Source organism: Streptomyces sp. NPDC001373 (genome assembly GCF_042895815.1).
Classification (GTDB): domain Bacteria; phylum Actinomycetota; class Actinomycetes; order Streptomycetales; family Streptomycetaceae; genus Streptomyces.
Map to the genome: position 1 here is coordinate 109,683 of NZ_JBIAWQ010000007.1, position 15,508 is coordinate 125,190.

General features: G+C 74.2%; 15 protein-coding genes and 1 pseudogene. 10 read left to right on the forward strand and 6 right to left on the reverse strand.

Translation table 11 applies throughout. The features are described from left to right. Positions 1-23: 23 nt before the first annotated feature. From ACFY15_RS18070 to ACFY15_RS18090, 5 genes are all read left to right on the forward strand, one after another. On the forward strand, positions 24-359 hold the full coding sequence (locus tag ACFY15_RS18070) for a TlpA family protein disulfide reductase (protein WP_390825820.1): 336 nt from the start codon (positions 24-26) through the stop codon (positions 357-359). Positions 360-567: 208 nt separating this feature from the next. Further along, positions 568-1,125: a flavin reductase family protein gene (locus tag ACFY15_RS18075; protein WP_390686626.1), complete on the forward strand. Its 558-nt coding sequence runs from the start codon at positions 568-570 to the stop codon at positions 1,123-1,125. Positions 1,126-1,339: 214 nt separating this feature from the next. Then, on the forward strand, positions 1,340-2,125 hold the full coding sequence (locus tag ACFY15_RS18080; protein ID WP_390825778.1) for an electron transfer flavoprotein subunit beta/FixA family protein: 786 nt from the start codon (positions 1,340-1,342) through the stop codon (positions 2,123-2,125). A gap of 56 nt (positions 2,126-2,181) precedes the next feature. Further along, on the forward strand, positions 2,182-3,144 hold the full coding sequence (locus ACFY15_RS18085; RefSeq protein WP_390825779.1) for an electron transfer flavoprotein subunit alpha/FixB family protein: 963 nt from the start codon (positions 2,182-2,184) through the stop codon (positions 3,142-3,144). A gap of 186 nt (positions 3,145-3,330) precedes the next feature. Then, on the forward strand, positions 3,331-4,629 hold the full coding sequence (locus ACFY15_RS18090; RefSeq protein ID WP_390686624.1) for a DUF6986 family protein: 1,299 nt from the start codon (positions 3,331-3,333) through the stop codon (positions 4,627-4,629). A gap of 67 nt (positions 4,630-4,696) precedes the next feature. On the opposite strand, the pseudogene ACFY15_RS18095 reads toward ACFY15_RS18090, so the two are convergent. After that, positions 4,697-5,685, reverse strand: a pseudogene (locus ACFY15_RS18095) (LacI family DNA-binding transcriptional regulator). A gap of 194 nt (positions 5,686-5,879) precedes the next feature. On the opposite strand from ACFY15_RS18095, the gene ACFY15_RS18100 reads away from it, so the two are divergent. Continuing rightward, positions 5,880-6,917: an NUDIX domain-containing protein gene (locus ACFY15_RS18100; protein WP_390825780.1), complete on the forward strand. Its 1,038-nt coding sequence runs from the start codon at positions 5,880-5,882 to the stop codon at positions 6,915-6,917. A gap of 32 nt (positions 6,918-6,949) precedes the next feature. Here the strand turns inward: ACFY15_RS18100 and ACFY15_RS18105 are convergent, their stop codons facing one another. Continuing rightward, entirely contained in the window at positions 6,950-7,645 is a 696-nt protein-coding gene (locus ACFY15_RS18105; protein WP_390825781.1) for an MBL fold metallo-hydrolase, read from the reverse strand. Between the two features lie 109 nt (positions 7,646-7,754). Next, positions 7,755-9,119 (reverse strand): dipeptidase, encoded by a 1,365-nt coding sequence (locus ACFY15_RS18110; protein ID WP_390825782.1) that lies wholly within the window; start codon positions 9,117-9,119, stop codon positions 7,755-7,757. A 289-nt stretch (positions 9,120-9,408) separates the two neighbouring features. Here ACFY15_RS18110 and ACFY15_RS18115 point away from each other — a divergent pair, with 289 nt between their 5' ends. Further along, positions 9,409-10,599, forward strand: coding sequence for a geranylgeranyl reductase family protein (locus ACFY15_RS18115; protein ID WP_390686726.1), 1,191 nt, complete (start codon positions 9,409-9,411; stop codon positions 10,597-10,599). Positions 10,600-10,679: 80 nt separating this feature from the next. On the opposite strand, the gene ACFY15_RS18120 is transcribed toward ACFY15_RS18115, so the two are convergent. Beyond that, on the reverse strand, positions 10,680-11,138 hold the full coding sequence (locus ACFY15_RS18120) for a nitroreductase/quinone reductase family protein (RefSeq protein WP_390686620.1): 459 nt from the start codon (positions 11,136-11,138) through the stop codon (positions 10,680-10,682). Positions 11,139-11,298: 160 nt separating this feature from the next. On the opposite strand from ACFY15_RS18120, the gene ACFY15_RS18125 reads away from it, so the two are divergent. Beyond that, the gene (locus ACFY15_RS18125) at positions 11,299-11,997 is read left to right on the forward strand and encodes a TetR/AcrR family transcriptional regulator (RefSeq protein WP_390825783.1); all 699 of its coding nucleotides are present in this window, start codon (positions 11,299-11,301) and stop codon (positions 11,995-11,997) included. 175 nt (positions 11,998-12,172) lie between these two features. On the opposite strand, the gene ACFY15_RS18130 is transcribed toward ACFY15_RS18125, so the two are convergent. Together ACFY15_RS18130 and ACFY15_RS18135 are read right to left on the reverse strand one after the other, a co-directional pair. Then, positions 12,173-12,334 carry a hypothetical protein gene (locus ACFY15_RS18130; protein ID WP_390825784.1) on the reverse strand — a complete coding sequence of 54 codons (162 nt, stop codon included), beginning with the start codon at positions 12,332-12,334 and terminating at the stop codon, positions 12,173-12,175. A gap of 399 nt (positions 12,335-12,733) precedes the next feature. Further along, positions 12,734-13,477, reverse strand: a complete 744-nt coding sequence (locus tag ACFY15_RS18135; RefSeq protein ID WP_390825785.1) for a maleylpyruvate isomerase family mycothiol-dependent enzyme — start codon at positions 13,475-13,477, stop codon at positions 12,734-12,736. A 36-nt stretch (positions 13,478-13,513) separates the two neighbouring features. On the opposite strand from ACFY15_RS18135, the gene ACFY15_RS18140 reads away from it, so the two are divergent. Continuing rightward, positions 13,514-14,173, forward strand: coding sequence for an alpha-ketoglutarate-dependent dioxygenase AlkB family protein (locus tag ACFY15_RS18140; RefSeq protein WP_390825786.1), 660 nt, complete (start codon positions 13,514-13,516; stop codon positions 14,171-14,173). A gap of 41 nt (positions 14,174-14,214) precedes the next feature. Continuing rightward, the gene (locus ACFY15_RS18145) at positions 14,215-15,492 is read left to right on the forward strand and encodes an ROK family protein (protein ID WP_390686615.1); all 1,278 of its coding nucleotides are present in this window, start codon (positions 14,215-14,217) and stop codon (positions 15,490-15,492) included. The last annotated feature ends 16 nt before the right edge of the window (positions 15,493-15,508 follow it).

The following is a 15,508-nucleotide window of genomic DNA, read 5'->3' on the forward strand; positions in this document are numbered from 1 at the left end:
CGGCGGTGGCCGTACAGGGGCGCATGGGCGCCGCGGAACTGGGCCGGGAGCCGGGGGAGCGGGCCAGCCTGGTGCAGTTCTCCAGCTCCTTCTGCCAGCCCTGCCGGGCCACCCGCAGGATCCTGGCCGAGGTCGCCGGAATGGTGGACGGGGTCGCGCACATCGAGATCGACGCCGAGCGCAACCTCGGGCTCGTGCGCGCCCTGGGCGTGGAGAAGACCCCGACCGTGTTCGTCCTGGACGGCGCGGGCCGGATCGTGCGGCGGGCCGCCGGGATGCCGCGCAAGGCCGATGTGATCGCCGCGCTGGGTGCGGCTGTGGGGCCGGTGCGCCGGTGCGCGCCCCCGCACACAGCGTGACGCGCCTGACATCTGCCCGCTGCGGCTTGACTGTGTACACGGGAGATCGCCAGGCTGGCGGCATGCGGTATGAACTCCTTCTCCACCGGCGGGTCCACGTGGACCTCGTCCGGTGCGCGAGTGCGCGCTGTTGGGATCGCTGAACGCCCCCGACCCCCGATCCCCGACCGCCCTCCCGCGACCCACCGCGGCAGAAGGAAGGCCCCCCATGACGGCCACGACGGCCCCCACGGCCTCGCCCGCACCCCTCGCACCCACCTCTCCCGACGACCCCGGACGCGCCCCGCTGCCCGGCTCGCCCGAGCTGCTCCGCTCCGTCTTCCGCCGGCACGCCGCCGGGGTCGCGGTGATCACGGCGGAGAGCGGCGGCCGCCCGGCGGGCTTCACGGCGACGTCGCTCAACTCGGTCTCCGCCGATCCGCCGATGCTCTCGTTCACCATCGGCACGGGGGCGTCCAGCTGGCCGGCCGTTCGGGACGGCGAGTACCTCGGCGTCCACATACTCGGGGAGCACCAGCGGGAGCTGGCCGGGCTCTTCGCGCGCAGCGGGGCCGACCGCTTCGGGCCGGACACCGCCTGGGCGCCGGGCCCGCACGGGGTGCCGCTGCTCGACGGGGTGCTGGCGTGGCTGGTGTGCCGCGTCGTGGCGAGGGTGCCCGCGGGGGCGCACCGTGTGATCATCGCGGAGGCCGTGGCGGGGGACCCCGCCGGGGAGGGCCGGCCCCTGCTGTACCACCAGGGTCGCTTCAACGCGTTGCGCGACTGAATCGTCCCTGCTGGTGCGGGTTCGGGTGGCGTTGGCCAGATCACAGTTCAGTGGCCTTGCCACCGGGGAAGACCCACTGTGTACTGACGAGTAACATTCTGTTCGGAGCGGGGCCCGCCCCGACCGGGATCCGCGCCGGAAGGCGCCTATGCTGCCTGCACAAGGCGGTATCAGTAGCGGTATCAGTAAAAGACGATGCGGTAGGAGAGCCGGCGTGAGCCTGAGGATCGTTGTCTGTGTGAAGTACGTGCCCGACGCCACCGGCGACCGGCACTTCGCCGATGACCTGACGGTCGACCGCGACGACGTCGACGGTCTGCTGTCGGAGCTCGACGAGTACGCCGTCGAGCAGGCGCTCCAGATCGCCGACGAGGCCGACGACGCCGAGATCACCGTCCTGACGGTGGGCCCCGAGGACGCCAAGGACGCGCTGCGCAAGGCGCTGTCGATGGGTGCCGACAAGGCCATCCACGTCGAGGACGACGACCTGCACGGCACCGACGTCATCGGCACCTCCCGGGTGCTGGCGAAGGCGGTCGAGAAGGCCGGCTACGACCTGGTCATCACGGGTATGGCCTCGACCGACGGCACCATGGGCGTCCTCCCGGCGATCCTGGCCGAGCGCCTGGGTGTCCCGCAGGTCACCCTGCTCTCCGAGGTCAAGGTCGAGGACGGCACCGTCACGGGCCGCCGCGACGGCGACTCCGCGAGCGAGCAGCTGGAGGCCTCCCTCCCGGCGCTCGTCTCGGTGACGGACCAGTCGGGCGAGGCCCGCTACCCGTCCTTCAAGGGCATCATGGCGGCCAAGAAGAAGCCGGTGGAGTCCTGGGACCTGTCCGACCTGGACCTGGACGCCGAAGAGGTGGGCCTCGAGGGTGCCTACACCGTGGTCGAGTCCGCGGCGCAGCGCCCGGCCCGCACCGCCGGTACCGTCGTCAAGGACGAGGGCGAGGGCGGCAAGCAGCTGGCCGAGTTCCTGGCCGGCCAGAAGTTCATCTAAGGGCTTCGGCCTCCCCGGTAGCCCCCAGACACCTCGCAAAGCAGGAGAGCAGTCCCATGGCTGAAGTTCTCGTCTACGTCGACCACGTGGACGGCGCCGTCCGCAAGCCCACCCTCGAGCTGCTGACGCTGGCCCGCCGCGTCGGCGAGCCCGTCGCCGTCGCCCTGGGCGCCGGTGCCGAGGCCACCGCCGCCGTGCTCGCCGAGCACGGTGCCGTCAAGGTCCTCACCGCCGACGCCCCCGAGTTCGCGGACTACCTCGTCGTCCCGAAGGTCGACGCGCTCCAGGCCGCGTACGACGCCGTCTCCCCGGTCGCCGTGCTCGTCCCGTCCTCCGCCGAGGGCAAGGAGATCGCCGCGCGCCTCGCCGTGCGCATCGGCTCCGGCATCATCACCGACGCCATCGACCTGGAGGCCGGTGACGAGGGTCCGGTCGCGACCCAGGCCGCCTTCGCCGCGTCCTTCACCACCAAGTCCCGGGTGTCCAAGGGCACCCCGGTCATCACCGTGAAGCCGAACTCGGCCCCGGTCGAGGCCGCCCCGGCCGCCGGCGCCGTCGAGGCGCTCGCCGTCACCTTCGGCGCCCTGGCGACCGGCACCAAGGTCGTCTCCCGCACCCCCCGCGAGTCGACGGGCCGCCCGGAGCTGACCGAGGCCGCGATCGTCGTCTCCGGCGGCCGTGGCGTCAACGGCGCGGAGAACTTCCACCTCATCGAGGAGCTCGCGGACTCCCTCGGTGCGGCGGTCGGCGCCTCCCGTGCCGCGGTCGACGCCGGCTGGTACCCGCACACCAACCAGGTCGGCCAGACCGGCAAGTCGGTCTCCCCGCAGCTGTACATCGCGACCGGCATCTCCGGCGCGATCCAGCACCGGGCCGGCATGCAGACGTCGAAGACCATCGTGGCCATCAACAAGGACGCCGAGGCCCCGATCTTCGACCTGGTCGACTACGGCGTGGTCGGCGACCTCTTCGAGGTCGTCCCGCAGCTGACGGGCGAGATCAAGGCGCGCAAGGGCTGAAACCCGCCGCCCGGTCTCTGACCTGGGCATCTCTTGGCCTCCGGGGCCGTGTGGTGATTCTCGCCGCACGGCCCCGAGTCGTTTGTCCCACCCGCTGGAGGGACCATTGACGGGGCGGAAGGCCCATGGCTAAATTCTGCTATGCGGATCTAGGCTTCCGTGAAGTGGAAAAGAGGAGAGTGTGCGATGGGTCAGCAGGAGAAGGTGGCGACGAGCCTCGCAGGCGCGGTCAGCGAGGGCATCAGCGCCTCCCTGGCGACGGTGGACGCGGAACTCGCGCGCCACTACCCGGGCGACCCCGGCACCCGCCAGCCCATCCACACCGTCTACGTACCCGGTGACGTCTTCGACGCGGGCACCATCCGCTCCTGGGGCGACCAGGCCCTCGCGGCCATGGACGAGCACGCCCCCGACGCCGCCACCTTCGCCGAGGTGCTCGGCATCCCCGACGAACTGGCCGTCCCGGTCTACGACCGCGTCCGCGCCAAGCTCGCCTCCGAGCCCGTCGAGGACCTCCGCGTGGACTTCGAGGACGGCTTCGGCGTCCGCTCCGACGAGGAGGAGGACCAGGCCGCGGCCCGCGCCGCCCGCCTCGTCTCGGAGGCCTTCTCCAACGGCACCAACGCCCCGTACATGGGCATCCGCATGAAGTGCATGGAGTCCAACGTCCGCGACCGCGGCATCCGCACCACGGACGTCTTCCTCTCCGGCCTCCTGGAGCACGGCGGCCTGCCCGAGGGCCTCGTCCTGACCCTGCCCAAGGTCACCTACGCCGAGCAGGTCGGCGCCTTCGTCGAGCTCCTGGAGGCCTTCGAGACCACCCGCGGCCTGCGCCCGGGCCGGATCGGCTTCGAGATCCAGATCGAGACCAGCCAGTCCATCCTGGCCTCCGACGGCACCGCCACCGTGGCCCGGATGATCGAGGCCTCCAAGGGCCGCGCCACCGGCCTGCACTACGGCACCTTCGACTACAGCGCCTGCGTCGGCGTCTCCGCCGCCTACCAGGCCAGCGACCACCCCGCCGCCGACCACGCGAAGGCGGTCATGCAGGTAGCGGCCGCCGGCACCGGCGTACGCGTCTCCGACGGCTCGACGAACGTCAAGCCCGTCGGCACCACCGAGCAGGTCCACGAGGCCTGGCGGCTGCACTACGGCCTGACCCGCCGTGCCCTGGCCCGCGCCTACTACCAGGGCTGGGACATGCACCCGGGGCACCTGCCGACCCGCTACGCGGCCGTCTTCACCTTCTACCGCGAGGGCCTGGAGGCCGCCGCGGCCCGCCTGAAGGCGTACGTGGCGAAGATCGAGGGCGACGTGATGGACGAGCCCGCCACCGCCAAGGCCCTGGCTGGCTACCTGGTCCGCGGCCTCGACTGCGGCGCCGTCGGCGCCGACGAGGTCACCGCCCTGACCGGCCTGACCCGCGCCGAACTCGACGCCTTCGCCATCCCCCGCCGCTCGGCGACCCTGACCGCGACGGCCTGACCCCGAGCCGCCCGCGACGGCCCGGCCCCGGACCGCCGGGGCCGGGCCGTCGGCGTGGTACGGGGACTCAGCCGGAGGCCGGCGGGAGTTCGCCCGAACCGCGGGGGACGAGGCGGGTGGGCAGGACGATGCGGGACGGCGGGAGGCCGGCGCCCGACAGGCGCTGGAAGAGGCGGTCCGTGGCCGTGCGGCCCAGAGCCGCCGGGTCCTGGGCGACCACGGTGACGCCGGGGCGCAGCAGGTCGGCGAGTTTGAAGTCGTCGAAGCCGACCAGGGCCACGGGCCGGGTCAGCGCCGCGAGGACCCGTACGGCGGTGACGGTGACCCGGTTGTTGCCCGCGAAGAGGGCGGTGACCGGTTCCGGGCCCGTCAGCATCGCCCGGGCCGCCGACGTCACCGGCTCGGGGGCCGTGGAGCCGAGGGAGACCCAGGACCCGGACACCGGCAGGCCCGCCCGGGCCATCGCCTCGCGGTAGCCGCGCAGGCGTTCGGCGGCGGTGTGGATGCGGGCGTGGTCGCCGATGAACCCGGTCCGCCGGTGTCCGGCCGCGATCAGGTGCGCCACTCCGTCGCGGGCGCCGCCGAAGCTGTCCGACAGGACCACGTCCGCCTCGATCCCGCCCGCCGGACGGTCCACGAACACGGTCGCCACCCGGCCCGGATCTCCGGCTCCAGGTAGCGGTGGTCGTCGCCGGCCGGGATCACGATCAGCCCGTCCACCCGGCGGGCGCACAGCGCGAGCGCCAACTCCCGCTCCCGGTCCGGGTCCTCGGCGCTGGAGCCGTTGACCAGCAGTGCGCCGTGGGCGCGGGCCGCCTCCTCGACCGCCCGGTTGAGCGGACCGTAGAAGGGGTCGGCGAGGTCCTCCAGCACCAGGCCGACGGTCGCGGTGCGGCCCTTGCGCAGCACGCGGGCGCTGTCGTTGCGCCGGAAGCCGAGTGCCTCGATGGCGTCCTGGACCCGCTGTTCGGTGTCCGGGGTCACCCCCGGCTCGCCGTTGACGACCCGGGAGACCGTCTTCAGGCCGACGCCCGCCCGGGCCGCCACGTCCTTCATGGTCGGCCGGGAGCCGTAACGGGGCTCGGACGGGGGGCGGTTCTGCGGCACGGCGGGAAAACCTCCGGGGGCGGGGCGGCGGGGCGCTCTGACCCCGAGGATATGCACTCGGCCGGAGAGCGTGTTTCCGTGGCAGGGTGGGGCGGGCAAGCCACTGGGGGCTTCGGAGGCGAGCCAATGGGAGAGGGGTAGACGTGATTGTCTGGATCAACGGCGCTTTCGGTGCCGGGAAGACCAGTACGGCCCGCGAACTGGCCGCACTGCTGCCGGACAGCACCCTGTACGACCCGGAGCTCGTCGGGGACGCGCTGCGCGGCCTCCTGCCGGGCAAACGCCTCGCCGAGGTCGACGACTACCAGGACCTGCCGAGTTGGCGGCGGCTCGTCGTCGACGCGGCGGCGGCGGTGCTGGCGGAGGTGGGCGGGGTGCTCGTCGTACCGATGACGCTGCTGCGGCAGGAGTACCGGGACGAGATCTTCGGGGCGCTCGCGGCCCGTCGGATCCCCGTGCGGCACGTGTTGCTGGCCCCGGCGGAAACGATCCTGCGCGAGCGTATCGCCCACCGCGGCGGGCCGGGCGACCCGGAGGCGTCGGACGAACGGGTCCGGCAGTGGTCCCTCGCCCACATCCCCGCGTACCGCCAGGCGCTGGGCTGGCTGACCGCCGACGCGCACGTCATCGACAACGGGCACCTGACGGTGCGGGAGACGGCGCGGCGGATCGCCGACGCCGTGCGGACGGACACGGCGGCGGTCTGCGACATCGTGCAGACCCCGGAGCCGACGCGGGAGACGGTGGCGGCGGGGGTGCTGCTCTTCGACGACCGGGACCGGGTGCTCCTGGTGGATCCGACGTACAAGCCGGGCTGGGAGTTCCCGGGCGGGGTCGTCGAGGCGGGCGAGGCACCGGCCCGGGCGGGCGTGCGCGAGGTCGAGGAGGAGCTGGACCTGACGCTGGAGCGGGTGCCGGAGCTGCTGGTGGTCGACTGGGAGCCGCCGCGGTCCCCGGCCTACGGAGGGCTGCGGCTGCTGTTCGACGGCGGCCGGCTGACGGAGCCGGAGGCCGCGCGGCTGCGGTTGCCGGGGCCGGAGCTGAGGGCCTGGCGGTTCGTCACCGAGGAGGAGGCGGCCTCCCTGTTGCCGCCGCAGCGGTACGAACGCCTCCGCGGGGCGCTGCGTGCGCGCGAGCGCGGGCGGCCCCTGTACCTGGAGGCGGGCCGGCCCACGCCGTAGGCCTGCGGGGCGGGGCAGGGCGGGGGGCGGGGTCAGGCGGCCTCCGCCGCCTTCTTCAGGGTTTCCGCCGTGTCCCGTGTACGCGGGTCGCCGTGGCCGAAGCAGGCCACAGCCGGGGCCAGCGCGGCCAGGCGGTGGAAGGAGGCGACGGCCAGGGCGCGGTCGGTGTTGAAGACGCCGAGCATCACCTCGCCCACCCCCGCGACGCAGTCCCCGGTGAACAGCACCCCGTGCTCCGGGAGGTGGACGCCGATGCTGCCCGGGGTGTGCCCGGGCGAGTGGACCACCATCGCCCCGCCGCCGAAGGGCAGCACCTCGCCGTCCTCCAGCTCCCGGTCGACCCGGGTCGGCGGGGTCTCGGGCACCGTCAGACCGTGCGCGTACAGCGGGACTTCCCAGTCGAGCAGCACCGGTTCGGGCACCGGGAGGTCGCCCCGTATCACCGGTGCGTCCAGCCGGTGGGCCAGGACCTCGGCGCCCCGGCGGGCGGCGAGGTCGCCGGCGGAGCCGACGTGGTCGCGGTGGCAGTGGGTCAGGACGATCCGCTCCAGCGCCCGGGGCGCGAGCCCGAGGGAGCGTATCGCCGCCTCGATCGCGTCGGCGGCGCCGGCCGGTCCGGAGTCGACCAGGGTCAGGGCCTCCCCGCCGCGGTCCTGCCAGAGGTAGGCCTGACCGATCGGGAAGCGCAGCATGTGCAGCCGGTTCGGGAGTACTTCGACGAGTTCCATACGGAGAACGTAGGCATCCGGACCCGGCCCGCGCCCTCGGGTTCGCCGGGAGCGCAGTACGCCCAGGGCGCACTGCGCCCTGGGCGTACTGCCGACCACCGGGCGGGCGTCAGGAGCGCTTGGACTCCGCGTAGTTCACCAGGAAGAGGGCTTCGGCCACCGAGAGCCGCTCCAGCTCCTCCGGGGACACGCTCTCGTTCACCGCGTGGATCTGGGCCTCCGGCTCGCTGAGGCCGATCAGCAGCATCTCCGCCTGCGGGTAGAGGGAGGTGAGGGTGTTGCACAGCGGGATCGACCCGCCCATGCCGCTGATCTGCATCTCCTGGCCGTCGTACGCCTCGCGCAGGGCGGCGGCCATCGACGCGTACGCCGGGCTGGCGGTGTCGGCCTGGAACGGCTGGCCCTGGCCGACGACCTCCAGCTCCAGCTTCGCCTTCCACGGCGTGTGCGCGACGAGGTGCGCCTCCAGCAGCTTGATGGCCTCGGCGGTGTCCACGCCCGGCGGCACGCGCAGGCTGATCAGCGCGCCGGCCCCGGCGTGCACCGAGGGCGTGGCGCCGACCACCGGCGGGCAGTCGATGCCGAGCACGGTGACGGCCGGACGGGCCCACAGCCGGTCCGCGATGGTCCCCTCACCGATCAGCTCGACCCCGTCCAGCACCTTGGCGTCGGCGCGGAAGTCCGCCTCGGGGTACTGCAGGCCGTCCCACACCGCGTCGGAGGCCAGGCCGTCGACCGTCGTCGAGCCGTCCGCCGAGCGCAGCGAGTCCAGCACGCGTATCAGGGCGGCCAGCGCGTCGGGGGCGGCGCCGCCGAACATCCCGGAGTGCAGGTTCCCGCCCAGGGTCTCGATCCGGACCTTGATCAGGGTCATGCCGCGCAGGGTCGCCGTCACGGTCGGCAGGCCCAGGCGGAAGTTGCCCGCGTCGCCGATCACGATGGTGTCGGCGGTCAGCAGCTCGGGGTGCGCCTCGGCGTACTGCTGGAGGCCGCCGGTGCCCTGCTCCTCCGAGCCCTCCACGATCACCTTCACGGAGACCGGCACGCCGCCGTTCGCCTTCAGTGCGCGCAGCGCCAGCAGGTGCATGATGAAGCCGCCCTTGCAGTCCGCCGCGCCGCGCCCGTACCAGCGGCCGTCACGCTCGGTCAGCTCGAAGGCCGGGGAGATCCAGGCGGCGTCGTCCAGCGGCGGCTGCACGTCGTAGTGCGCGTACAGCAGGACGGTCGGGGCGCCCTCGGGGCCGGGCAGGAACCCGTACACCGACTGCGTGCCGTCGGGGGTGTCGAGCAGGGCCACGTCCTGGAAGCCCTCGGCGCGCAGGGCGTCGGCCACCCAGTTGGCGGCGCCCTCGCTCTCGCTCCTGGGGAACTGCGCCCAGTCCGCGACCGACTGGAACGCCACCAGCTCGGCCAGCTCCGTCTTGGCGCGGGGCATCAGCGAGGCGACGGTCTCGGCGATCGGATTCTGCGACATGGGCACGCTCCTCATGGGTGCGACGTTGTACACGGTGTACGCCGGGGTACGGCGGGGTCCGTTCGATCCTCGCACAGCGTGGCGAGGGGGCCGCGCGCCGTAGGATCTTCACGGCATCCGAGCAACGTGTGATCAGGAGCAGCAGCACATCGTGACCAGCGACGACAGCATTGACGGCGGATCCGGCAGGGAAGCGGAGCAGGCGGCCGAGGCCGCGGCCGGCAGCGGGGCCCAGGCCCGGGCCCGGGCCGGGGAGGCGGGGGACGCGGCGGACGGCGGCGCCGGCGAGGTGTGGGACGTCGTCGTGGTCGGCGCCGGCCCGGCCGGGGCGATGGCCGCGTACGCGGCGGCGACCGCGGGGCGGCGCGTCCTGCTGCTGGAGAAGGCCGAACTGCCCCGGTACAAGACCTGCGGCGGCGGCATCATCGGCCCCTCGCGCGACGCCCTGCCGCCGGGCTTCGTGCTGCCCTTCAAGGACCGGGTCCACGCGGTCACCTTCTCCCTCGACGGGAAGCTGGCGCGCACCCGGCGATCGAAGCGCATGCTGTTCGGGCTCATCAACCGGCCCGAGTTCGACGCGGCGCTGGTCGCGGAGGCCGAGAAGGCCGGCGCGACGCTGCGGACGCGGACGGCCGTGAGCCGGGTCGAACAGCACGGCGCGTCCGTGCCCGACCGGCGCACGGTCGCCGTGGTGCTGGCGGACGGGGAGACCGTGCTGGCCCGGGCCGTGGTCGGCGCGGACGGCAGCGCGAGCCGCATCGGCGCCCACGTCGGGGTGGAGATGGAGCAGGTGGACCTCGGGCTGGAGGCCGAGATCCCGGTCCCGGCGACGGTCGCCGAGGACTGGAAGGGCCGCGTCCTCATCGACTGGGGCCCGATGCCCGGCAGTTACGGCTGGGTCTTCCCCAAGGGCGACACGCTCACGGTCGGGGTCATCTCGGCGAAGGGCGAGGGCGCCGCGACCAAACGCTACCTGGACGACTTCATCGCCCGGCTGGGCCTGGCCGGCTTCGAACCGGCCGTCTCCTCCGGTCACCTGACCCGCTGCCGCACGCCCGGGTCGCCGCTGTCGCGCGGCCGGGTGCTGGTCGCGGGTGACGCGGCCGGGCTCCTGGAGCCGTGGACCCGCGAGGGGATCTCCTTCGCGCTGCGTTCGGGACGGCTCGCGGGCGAGTGGGCCGCGAAGATCGCCGAGGCGCAGGACGCGGTGGACGCGCGGCGCCAGGCGCTGAACTACGCCTTCGCGGTCAAGGCCGGGCTGGGCGTCGAGATGAGCGTGGGCAAGCGGATGCTGACCCTGTTCGAGTCCCGTCCGGGGTTGATGCACGGGGCGCTGGCGGGTCTGCGGCCCGCCTGGAACTCCTTCGCGGGCATCACGCGGGGGTCGACGACGCTGGCCGACCTGGTCCGTACGCATCCCCTGGCGCGCAAGGCGCTGCACCTGATGGACGCCCGTCTGGCGCGCAGCGGCCGGAGCTGACGCGGGGCGGGGGCGGCCGCGCGCCGAGGCGGTGCGGGGGCGCGCCGAGGCGGTACGGGAGCACGGCCGTCCGTCGGGGTTCAGCCGGTCACCGCGATGCGGAAGACCGGGTGGTCCCCGGCGGCGGCCCGGAGCTCGGCGTCCGTGGACTTCGCCGTGACGCCCTGGAAGAAGCGGTTGACCTCCCAGCCCCACTTCTCCAGGTAGGCGCGCAGCACGGCCGCCTTCTCCGCCGGGTCGGTGAGTTCCGTGGCGGTGAAGGCGCGGACCTTGCGGCCCACGCGCAGCTCGCCGCCGCCCGCCGCCCGCATGTTGCGGACCCACTGGGAGTGGCCGCGGGCCGAGACCAGGTACTGGGCGCCTTCGAAGGTGTGCGGGTTGACCGGGATGCGCTGCATCGTGCCGGAGACGCGGCCGCGCACCGACAGTTCCGCGGTGCCGGCCAGGCTGATGCCGATGCGGGCGAGCTTGCCGAAGAGGGAGTTGAAGCGGGTTTCGAGCGGGCCGGCCTGGACGTAGTGCGGGGTGGACGCGTTCACGGTGACCTCCGGGGCGATGCGGACTGCGATTGCGAGAGCACTGCTCTCACTTGAGGTCAGTGTGCACGGATCGGCGCGCCAAAACAAGAGCAGCGCTCTTGAAAGTGGGCAGTGCTCTGATTTCTGTGCACTGCTCCACGTGTATGCCACACTGATCCCCATGAGTACCGTGCGAGGAGCCAGGGAACGGGCCCGGATCGAGGTCACCGCCGCCATCAAGGACGAGGCGCGCCGCAGGCTCGCCGAGGAGGGGGCGGCCAAGCTCTCGCTGCGCGCGGTCGCCCGCGAACTCGGCATGGTCTCCTCGGCCCTCTACCGCTACTTCCCGAGCCGCGACGACCTGCTGACCGCGCTGATCATCGACGCCTACAACAGCGTCGGCGCCGCCGCCGAGGCGGCCGGGGCCGAGGCCCTCGCCGCCGGCGCCCCGCCCCGCGCCCGCTGGACCGCCGTCTGCCAGGCGTTCCGCGCCTGGGCGCTGGCGCACCCGCACGAGTACGCCCTCGTCTACGGCTCGCCCGTCCCGGGCTACAGCGCGCCCCAGGACACCATCGCCCCCGCCTCCCGGGTCGCCAACGTCCTGATCGGCATCCTCCGCTCCGCCCACGAGGGCCACGGCCTTGCCCTGCCGCCCCTGCCCGCGGCCCTGCGCGCCGAGGCCGGCCGGATGACGGCCGAATTCGCCGAGGGCCTGCCGCCCGAGGTCTCGGCCGCCCTCGTCGTCGCCTGGGCGCAGCTCGGCGGCCTCGTCTCCTTCGAGCTGTTCGGCCAGTTCGACAACGTCGTCGTGGAACGCGACGCCCTCTTCGCGCACGCCGCGGGCCAGCTGGCCCAGGCGGTGGGCCTGCCGGCGGTCTGACGGCTGTCGTTCGGCTGCGGTCTGACGGCGGCGGGCCGACGGCCGCCACCCACAGCCTTCGCCCCCGGCACGGGCTCACGGGGTGAGGTGACGGGTCGTCCGTCCCAGGATGAATGACGGCACCGGTCGGGAGGGCCTTCTGACCGGTGTCTTCGTGCTTGCCGGTGTCCATGGCTCAGGCGTTGGAGACGGGCTGCTGCGCGTTCAGCCGGCTGGAGATCCGTTCGGGCGTCAGGAGCAGCGCGCGGTGGCGCAGGGCCGTGGCGTCGCGGAGAGCGTTCGCCGGCGCGGGTGCCACCGGGCAGCGGCGGCGAGGAGCCGGGTGCGCTGAGATCATCGGTTGGCATGGGAGGCCGGGTCGGCGAGTCCCCCGCGGCCTGGGGCCCGGCGGCCTGTGGAAGCACCGTCCACATCGCCGGGGGCCGGAGGGCCCTTCGACCGCGATGAGCCTTTTGGCGTACTCCGCCATCCCCTTCGAGCGCAGGGGGTCCGACGGAGTCCGCCGCGTCCACGAGGAGCACCTCGGTGCGCGGGACGCCAGCCTAGGCGGGGGATGCGGTAGTCGCGGAAGTTCGGGTTGGCCACGGCCCGTCCGCGCCGACGAGGATGCGTATGGCCCCGGGGCCCGGAGCCCGGAGCGGAAGGGAGCGGGGCAGAATCCGCCCCGTCGCCCCGTCGCCCCGTCGCCCCGTCGCCCCGTCGTTCGACGGCCCGGCCGCCGGCCGGACGCCCGCCGTCAGATGCCCGCCGTCTCCTGCCACAGACGGGCCAGCGCCGTGTCACCGGTCACGCCCGGGCCCGCCAGCGGGAGCCGGTTCCACAGGGCCGCGTACAGCCAGGCCGCCGCGCCGGTCAGTTCGCAGTCCGCGGGATCGCCCGTGTCCCCCCGTACCGTCCGCGCCGGCTCCTTCGACAGGTGCACCGTCCACACCGCGCCCGTGTCCGCCGCCCGGACCCTGACCAGCTTCGGCTTCTCGGTGCGCACCCGGCTGCGCGGCCGGGCGTGGAAGCCGGTCAGCAGTTCGTCCACCCCGTCCTCCGCGAACTCCGGCGCCACCTTGGAGAAGGCCACTCCGCGCGCCGCCTGGGCGTCCAAGCGGTGCACGGCCGTCTCGTGCGCCTGGCGCCGCGCCCAGAAGGCCAGCGGCGACGGCGCCGCCGTCGGCAGGAAGGTCCAGCAGCGCAGCTCCTCCGGGGCCTCGGCCAGGGCCCGCACCAGCTCCGCGTGCCCCTCCCGGAACCAGGCCAGCAGCTCCGCCCCCGCCAGCTCCGGCGCGTCCGGGAACGGCGTCCCCTCCAGCAGGCCGTCCGTCACGTACCCCGTCGCCCAGCGGTGCACCGCCCCCGTGTGCCGCAGCAGATCGGTCACCCGCCACCCGGGACAGGCGGGCACCAGGGCGTCGGTGCCCGCCCCTTCGGCCTCGTCGGCCAGCAGCTCGCCTTCCCGCGCGAGCGTCTCCACGTACTCGGTGATCTTCATGCCCCGAGTGTGCCAGCCGCCCCCGACAATGGAGGGGTGGACGGTGGACTCTTCCCGCGCGGGCGTACCGGGATCGCGCCCGGCGCCGTGCACCTGCCCGACTGGCTCGGGCCGCGGCGCCAGCGCGAGCTCCTCGACGCCTGCCGCGCCTGGGCCCGGCCGCCCGCGGGACTGCGCACCGTCCGCACCCCCGGCGGCGGCACGATGACCGCCCGGCAGGTGTGCCTGGGCCTGCACTGGTACCCGTACGGATACGCGCCCACCGCCGTCGACGGCGACGGGGCCCCGGTCAAGCCGATGCCCGGCTGGCTCGCCGAGCTGGGGCGGCGGGCCGTGGCCGACGCCTACGGGACACCCCCGCCGCCGGCCGAGGCCTACGACATCGCCCTGGTCAACTTCTACCGGGGCGACTCCCGCATGGGCATGCACCGGGACGCGGAGGAGCGCTCGCCGGCCCCGGTCGTCTCGCTCAGCCTGGGCGACTCCTGCCTCTTCCGCTTCGGCAACACCGCGTCGCGGGGGCGCCCGTACCGGGACGTCGAGCTGCGCAGCGGGGACCTGTTCGTCTTCGGCGGCCCGAGCCGGCTCGCCTACCACGGGGTGCCCAAGGTGTTCCCCGGCACCGCACCGTCCGGACTGGGCCTGACCGGTCGGCTCAACATCACCCTGCGGGTCGGCGGCCTCGGTCACCCGTAGCCGCTGCACCCCGCACCTCCCGATCATGCGAGGATCCATGTATGAACGGCAACGGCGCCCCGCCCGGGGTGGGGGACAAGACCGCGGCGTCGACGGCTTCGGGCTCCACGGCTTCCACGAAGAACAAACTGGAACGGGGCCGCAGCGCCCTGGGCCCCGCGCTGGAGCTCGTCCACACCGGCCGGGCCCCGACGCGCGCGGTGCTGACGGCCGAGCTGGGCGTCACCCGGGCCACCGCCGGGGCCGTCGCCGCCGAACTGGAGGCCCTCGGCCTGATCCGCGTCGACTCCCGGCCGGGCGGCGCCGGCGGCACCCAGGGCCGTCCCTCGCACCGGCTCGCCGTCGACGAGAACGGTCCTGTGGCGCTGGCCGCACAGGTGCACTCGGACGGGTTCCGGGCCGCGCTCGTCGGCCTCGGCGGGCGGATCGTGGCCACCGCTCCCGGCAAGGTCACCGTCTCCGCCGACCCGGCCCAGGTGCTCGGCGCGGTCGTCGGCGCGGGCGCGCGGCTGCTCGCCGAGTCGGGCCGGCGCTGCATCGGCGCGGGCCTCGCGGTGCCTTCGGCGGTCGCCGAGCCCGATGGCACGGCCCTCAACCCGCTGCACCTGGCCTGGCCGGCCGGCTCCCCGGTACGGGCCGTCTTCGCCGAGTGCGTGAAGGCGGCCGGGATCGACGGACCTGCCCTGACCGGCAACGACGTGAACCTCGCCGCGCTCGCCGAGCACCGCCACGGCGCGGGCCGCAGCGCCCAGCACCTGCTGTGCGTGGCCACCGGTCACCGCGGGGTCGGCGGCGCGCTGGTGCTGGACGGTCGGCTGCACAGCGGCAGCTCCGGCCTGGCCCTGGAGGTCGGCCACCTCACGGTCAACCCCGAGGGGCGCCCCTGCCACTGCGGCAGCCGGGGCTGCCTGGACGTGGAGGCCGACCCGCTGGCCTTCCTCACGGCGGCGGGCCGCACGCCCGGCCCGGAGGTGTCGCTGCTCCAGCAGGCCCGGGACCTGCTGCGCGCCGAGTACGCGCAGCCCGCCGTACGGGCGGCCGCCGAGGAGCTCATCGACCGGCTCGGCCTGGGCCTGGCGGGCCTGGTCAACATCCTGAACCCGGACCGGATCATCCTCGGCGGGCTCCACCGCGAGCTGCTGTACGCGGACCCGGAGCGGCTGCGCGCCGTGGTCGCGGACCGGAGCCTGTGGGGGCGCAGCGGGGGCGTGCCGATCCTGCCCTGCACCCTCGACCACAACAGCCTCGTTGGGGCGGCGGAGCTGGCCTGGCAGCCGGTGCTGGACGATCCGCTGGGGACGCTGGGCGCGGCGGCCTGAACCGGCCGGTCCCGGC

What these genes read in the sequence shown, in the direction of transcription:
- ACFY15_RS18070 (WP_390825820.1), top strand. Translation starts at nt 24, where the DNA reads ATGGGCGCCGCGGAACTGGGCCGGGAGCCGGGGGAGCGGGCCAGCCTG.
- ACFY15_RS18075 (WP_390686626.1), top strand. Translation starts at nt 568, where the DNA reads ATGACGGCCACGACGGCCCCCACGGCCTCGCCCGCACCCCTCGCACCC.
- ACFY15_RS18085 (WP_390825779.1), top strand. Translation starts at nt 2,182, where the DNA reads ATGGCTGAAGTTCTCGTCTACGTCGACCACGTGGACGGCGCCGTCCGC.
- ACFY15_RS18090 (WP_390686624.1), top strand. Translation starts at nt 3,331, where the DNA reads ATGGGTCAGCAGGAGAAGGTGGCGACGAGCCTCGCAGGCGCGGTCAGC.
- ACFY15_RS18105 (WP_390825781.1), bottom strand. Translation starts at nt 7,645, where the DNA reads ATGGAACTCGTCGAAGTACTCCCGAACCGGCTGCACATGCTGCGCTTC.
- ACFY15_RS18110 (WP_390825782.1), bottom strand. Translation starts at nt 9,119, where the DNA reads ATGTCGCAGAATCCGATCGCCGAGACCGTCGCCTCGCTGATGCCCCGC.
- ACFY15_RS18125 (WP_390825783.1), top strand. Translation starts at nt 11,299, where the DNA reads ATGAGTACCGTGCGAGGAGCCAGGGAACGGGCCCGGATCGAGGTCACC.
- ACFY15_RS18130 (WP_390825784.1), bottom strand. Translation starts at nt 12,334, where the DNA reads ATGATCTCAGCGCACCCGGCTCCTCGCCGCCGCTGCCCGGTGGCACCC.
- ACFY15_RS18135 (WP_390825785.1), bottom strand. Translation starts at nt 13,477, where the DNA reads ATGAAGATCACCGAGTACGTGGAGACGCTCGCGCGGGAAGGCGAGCTG.
- ACFY15_RS18145 (WP_390686615.1), top strand. Translation starts at nt 14,215, where the DNA reads ATGAACGGCAACGGCGCCCCGCCCGGGGTGGGGGACAAGACCGCGGCG.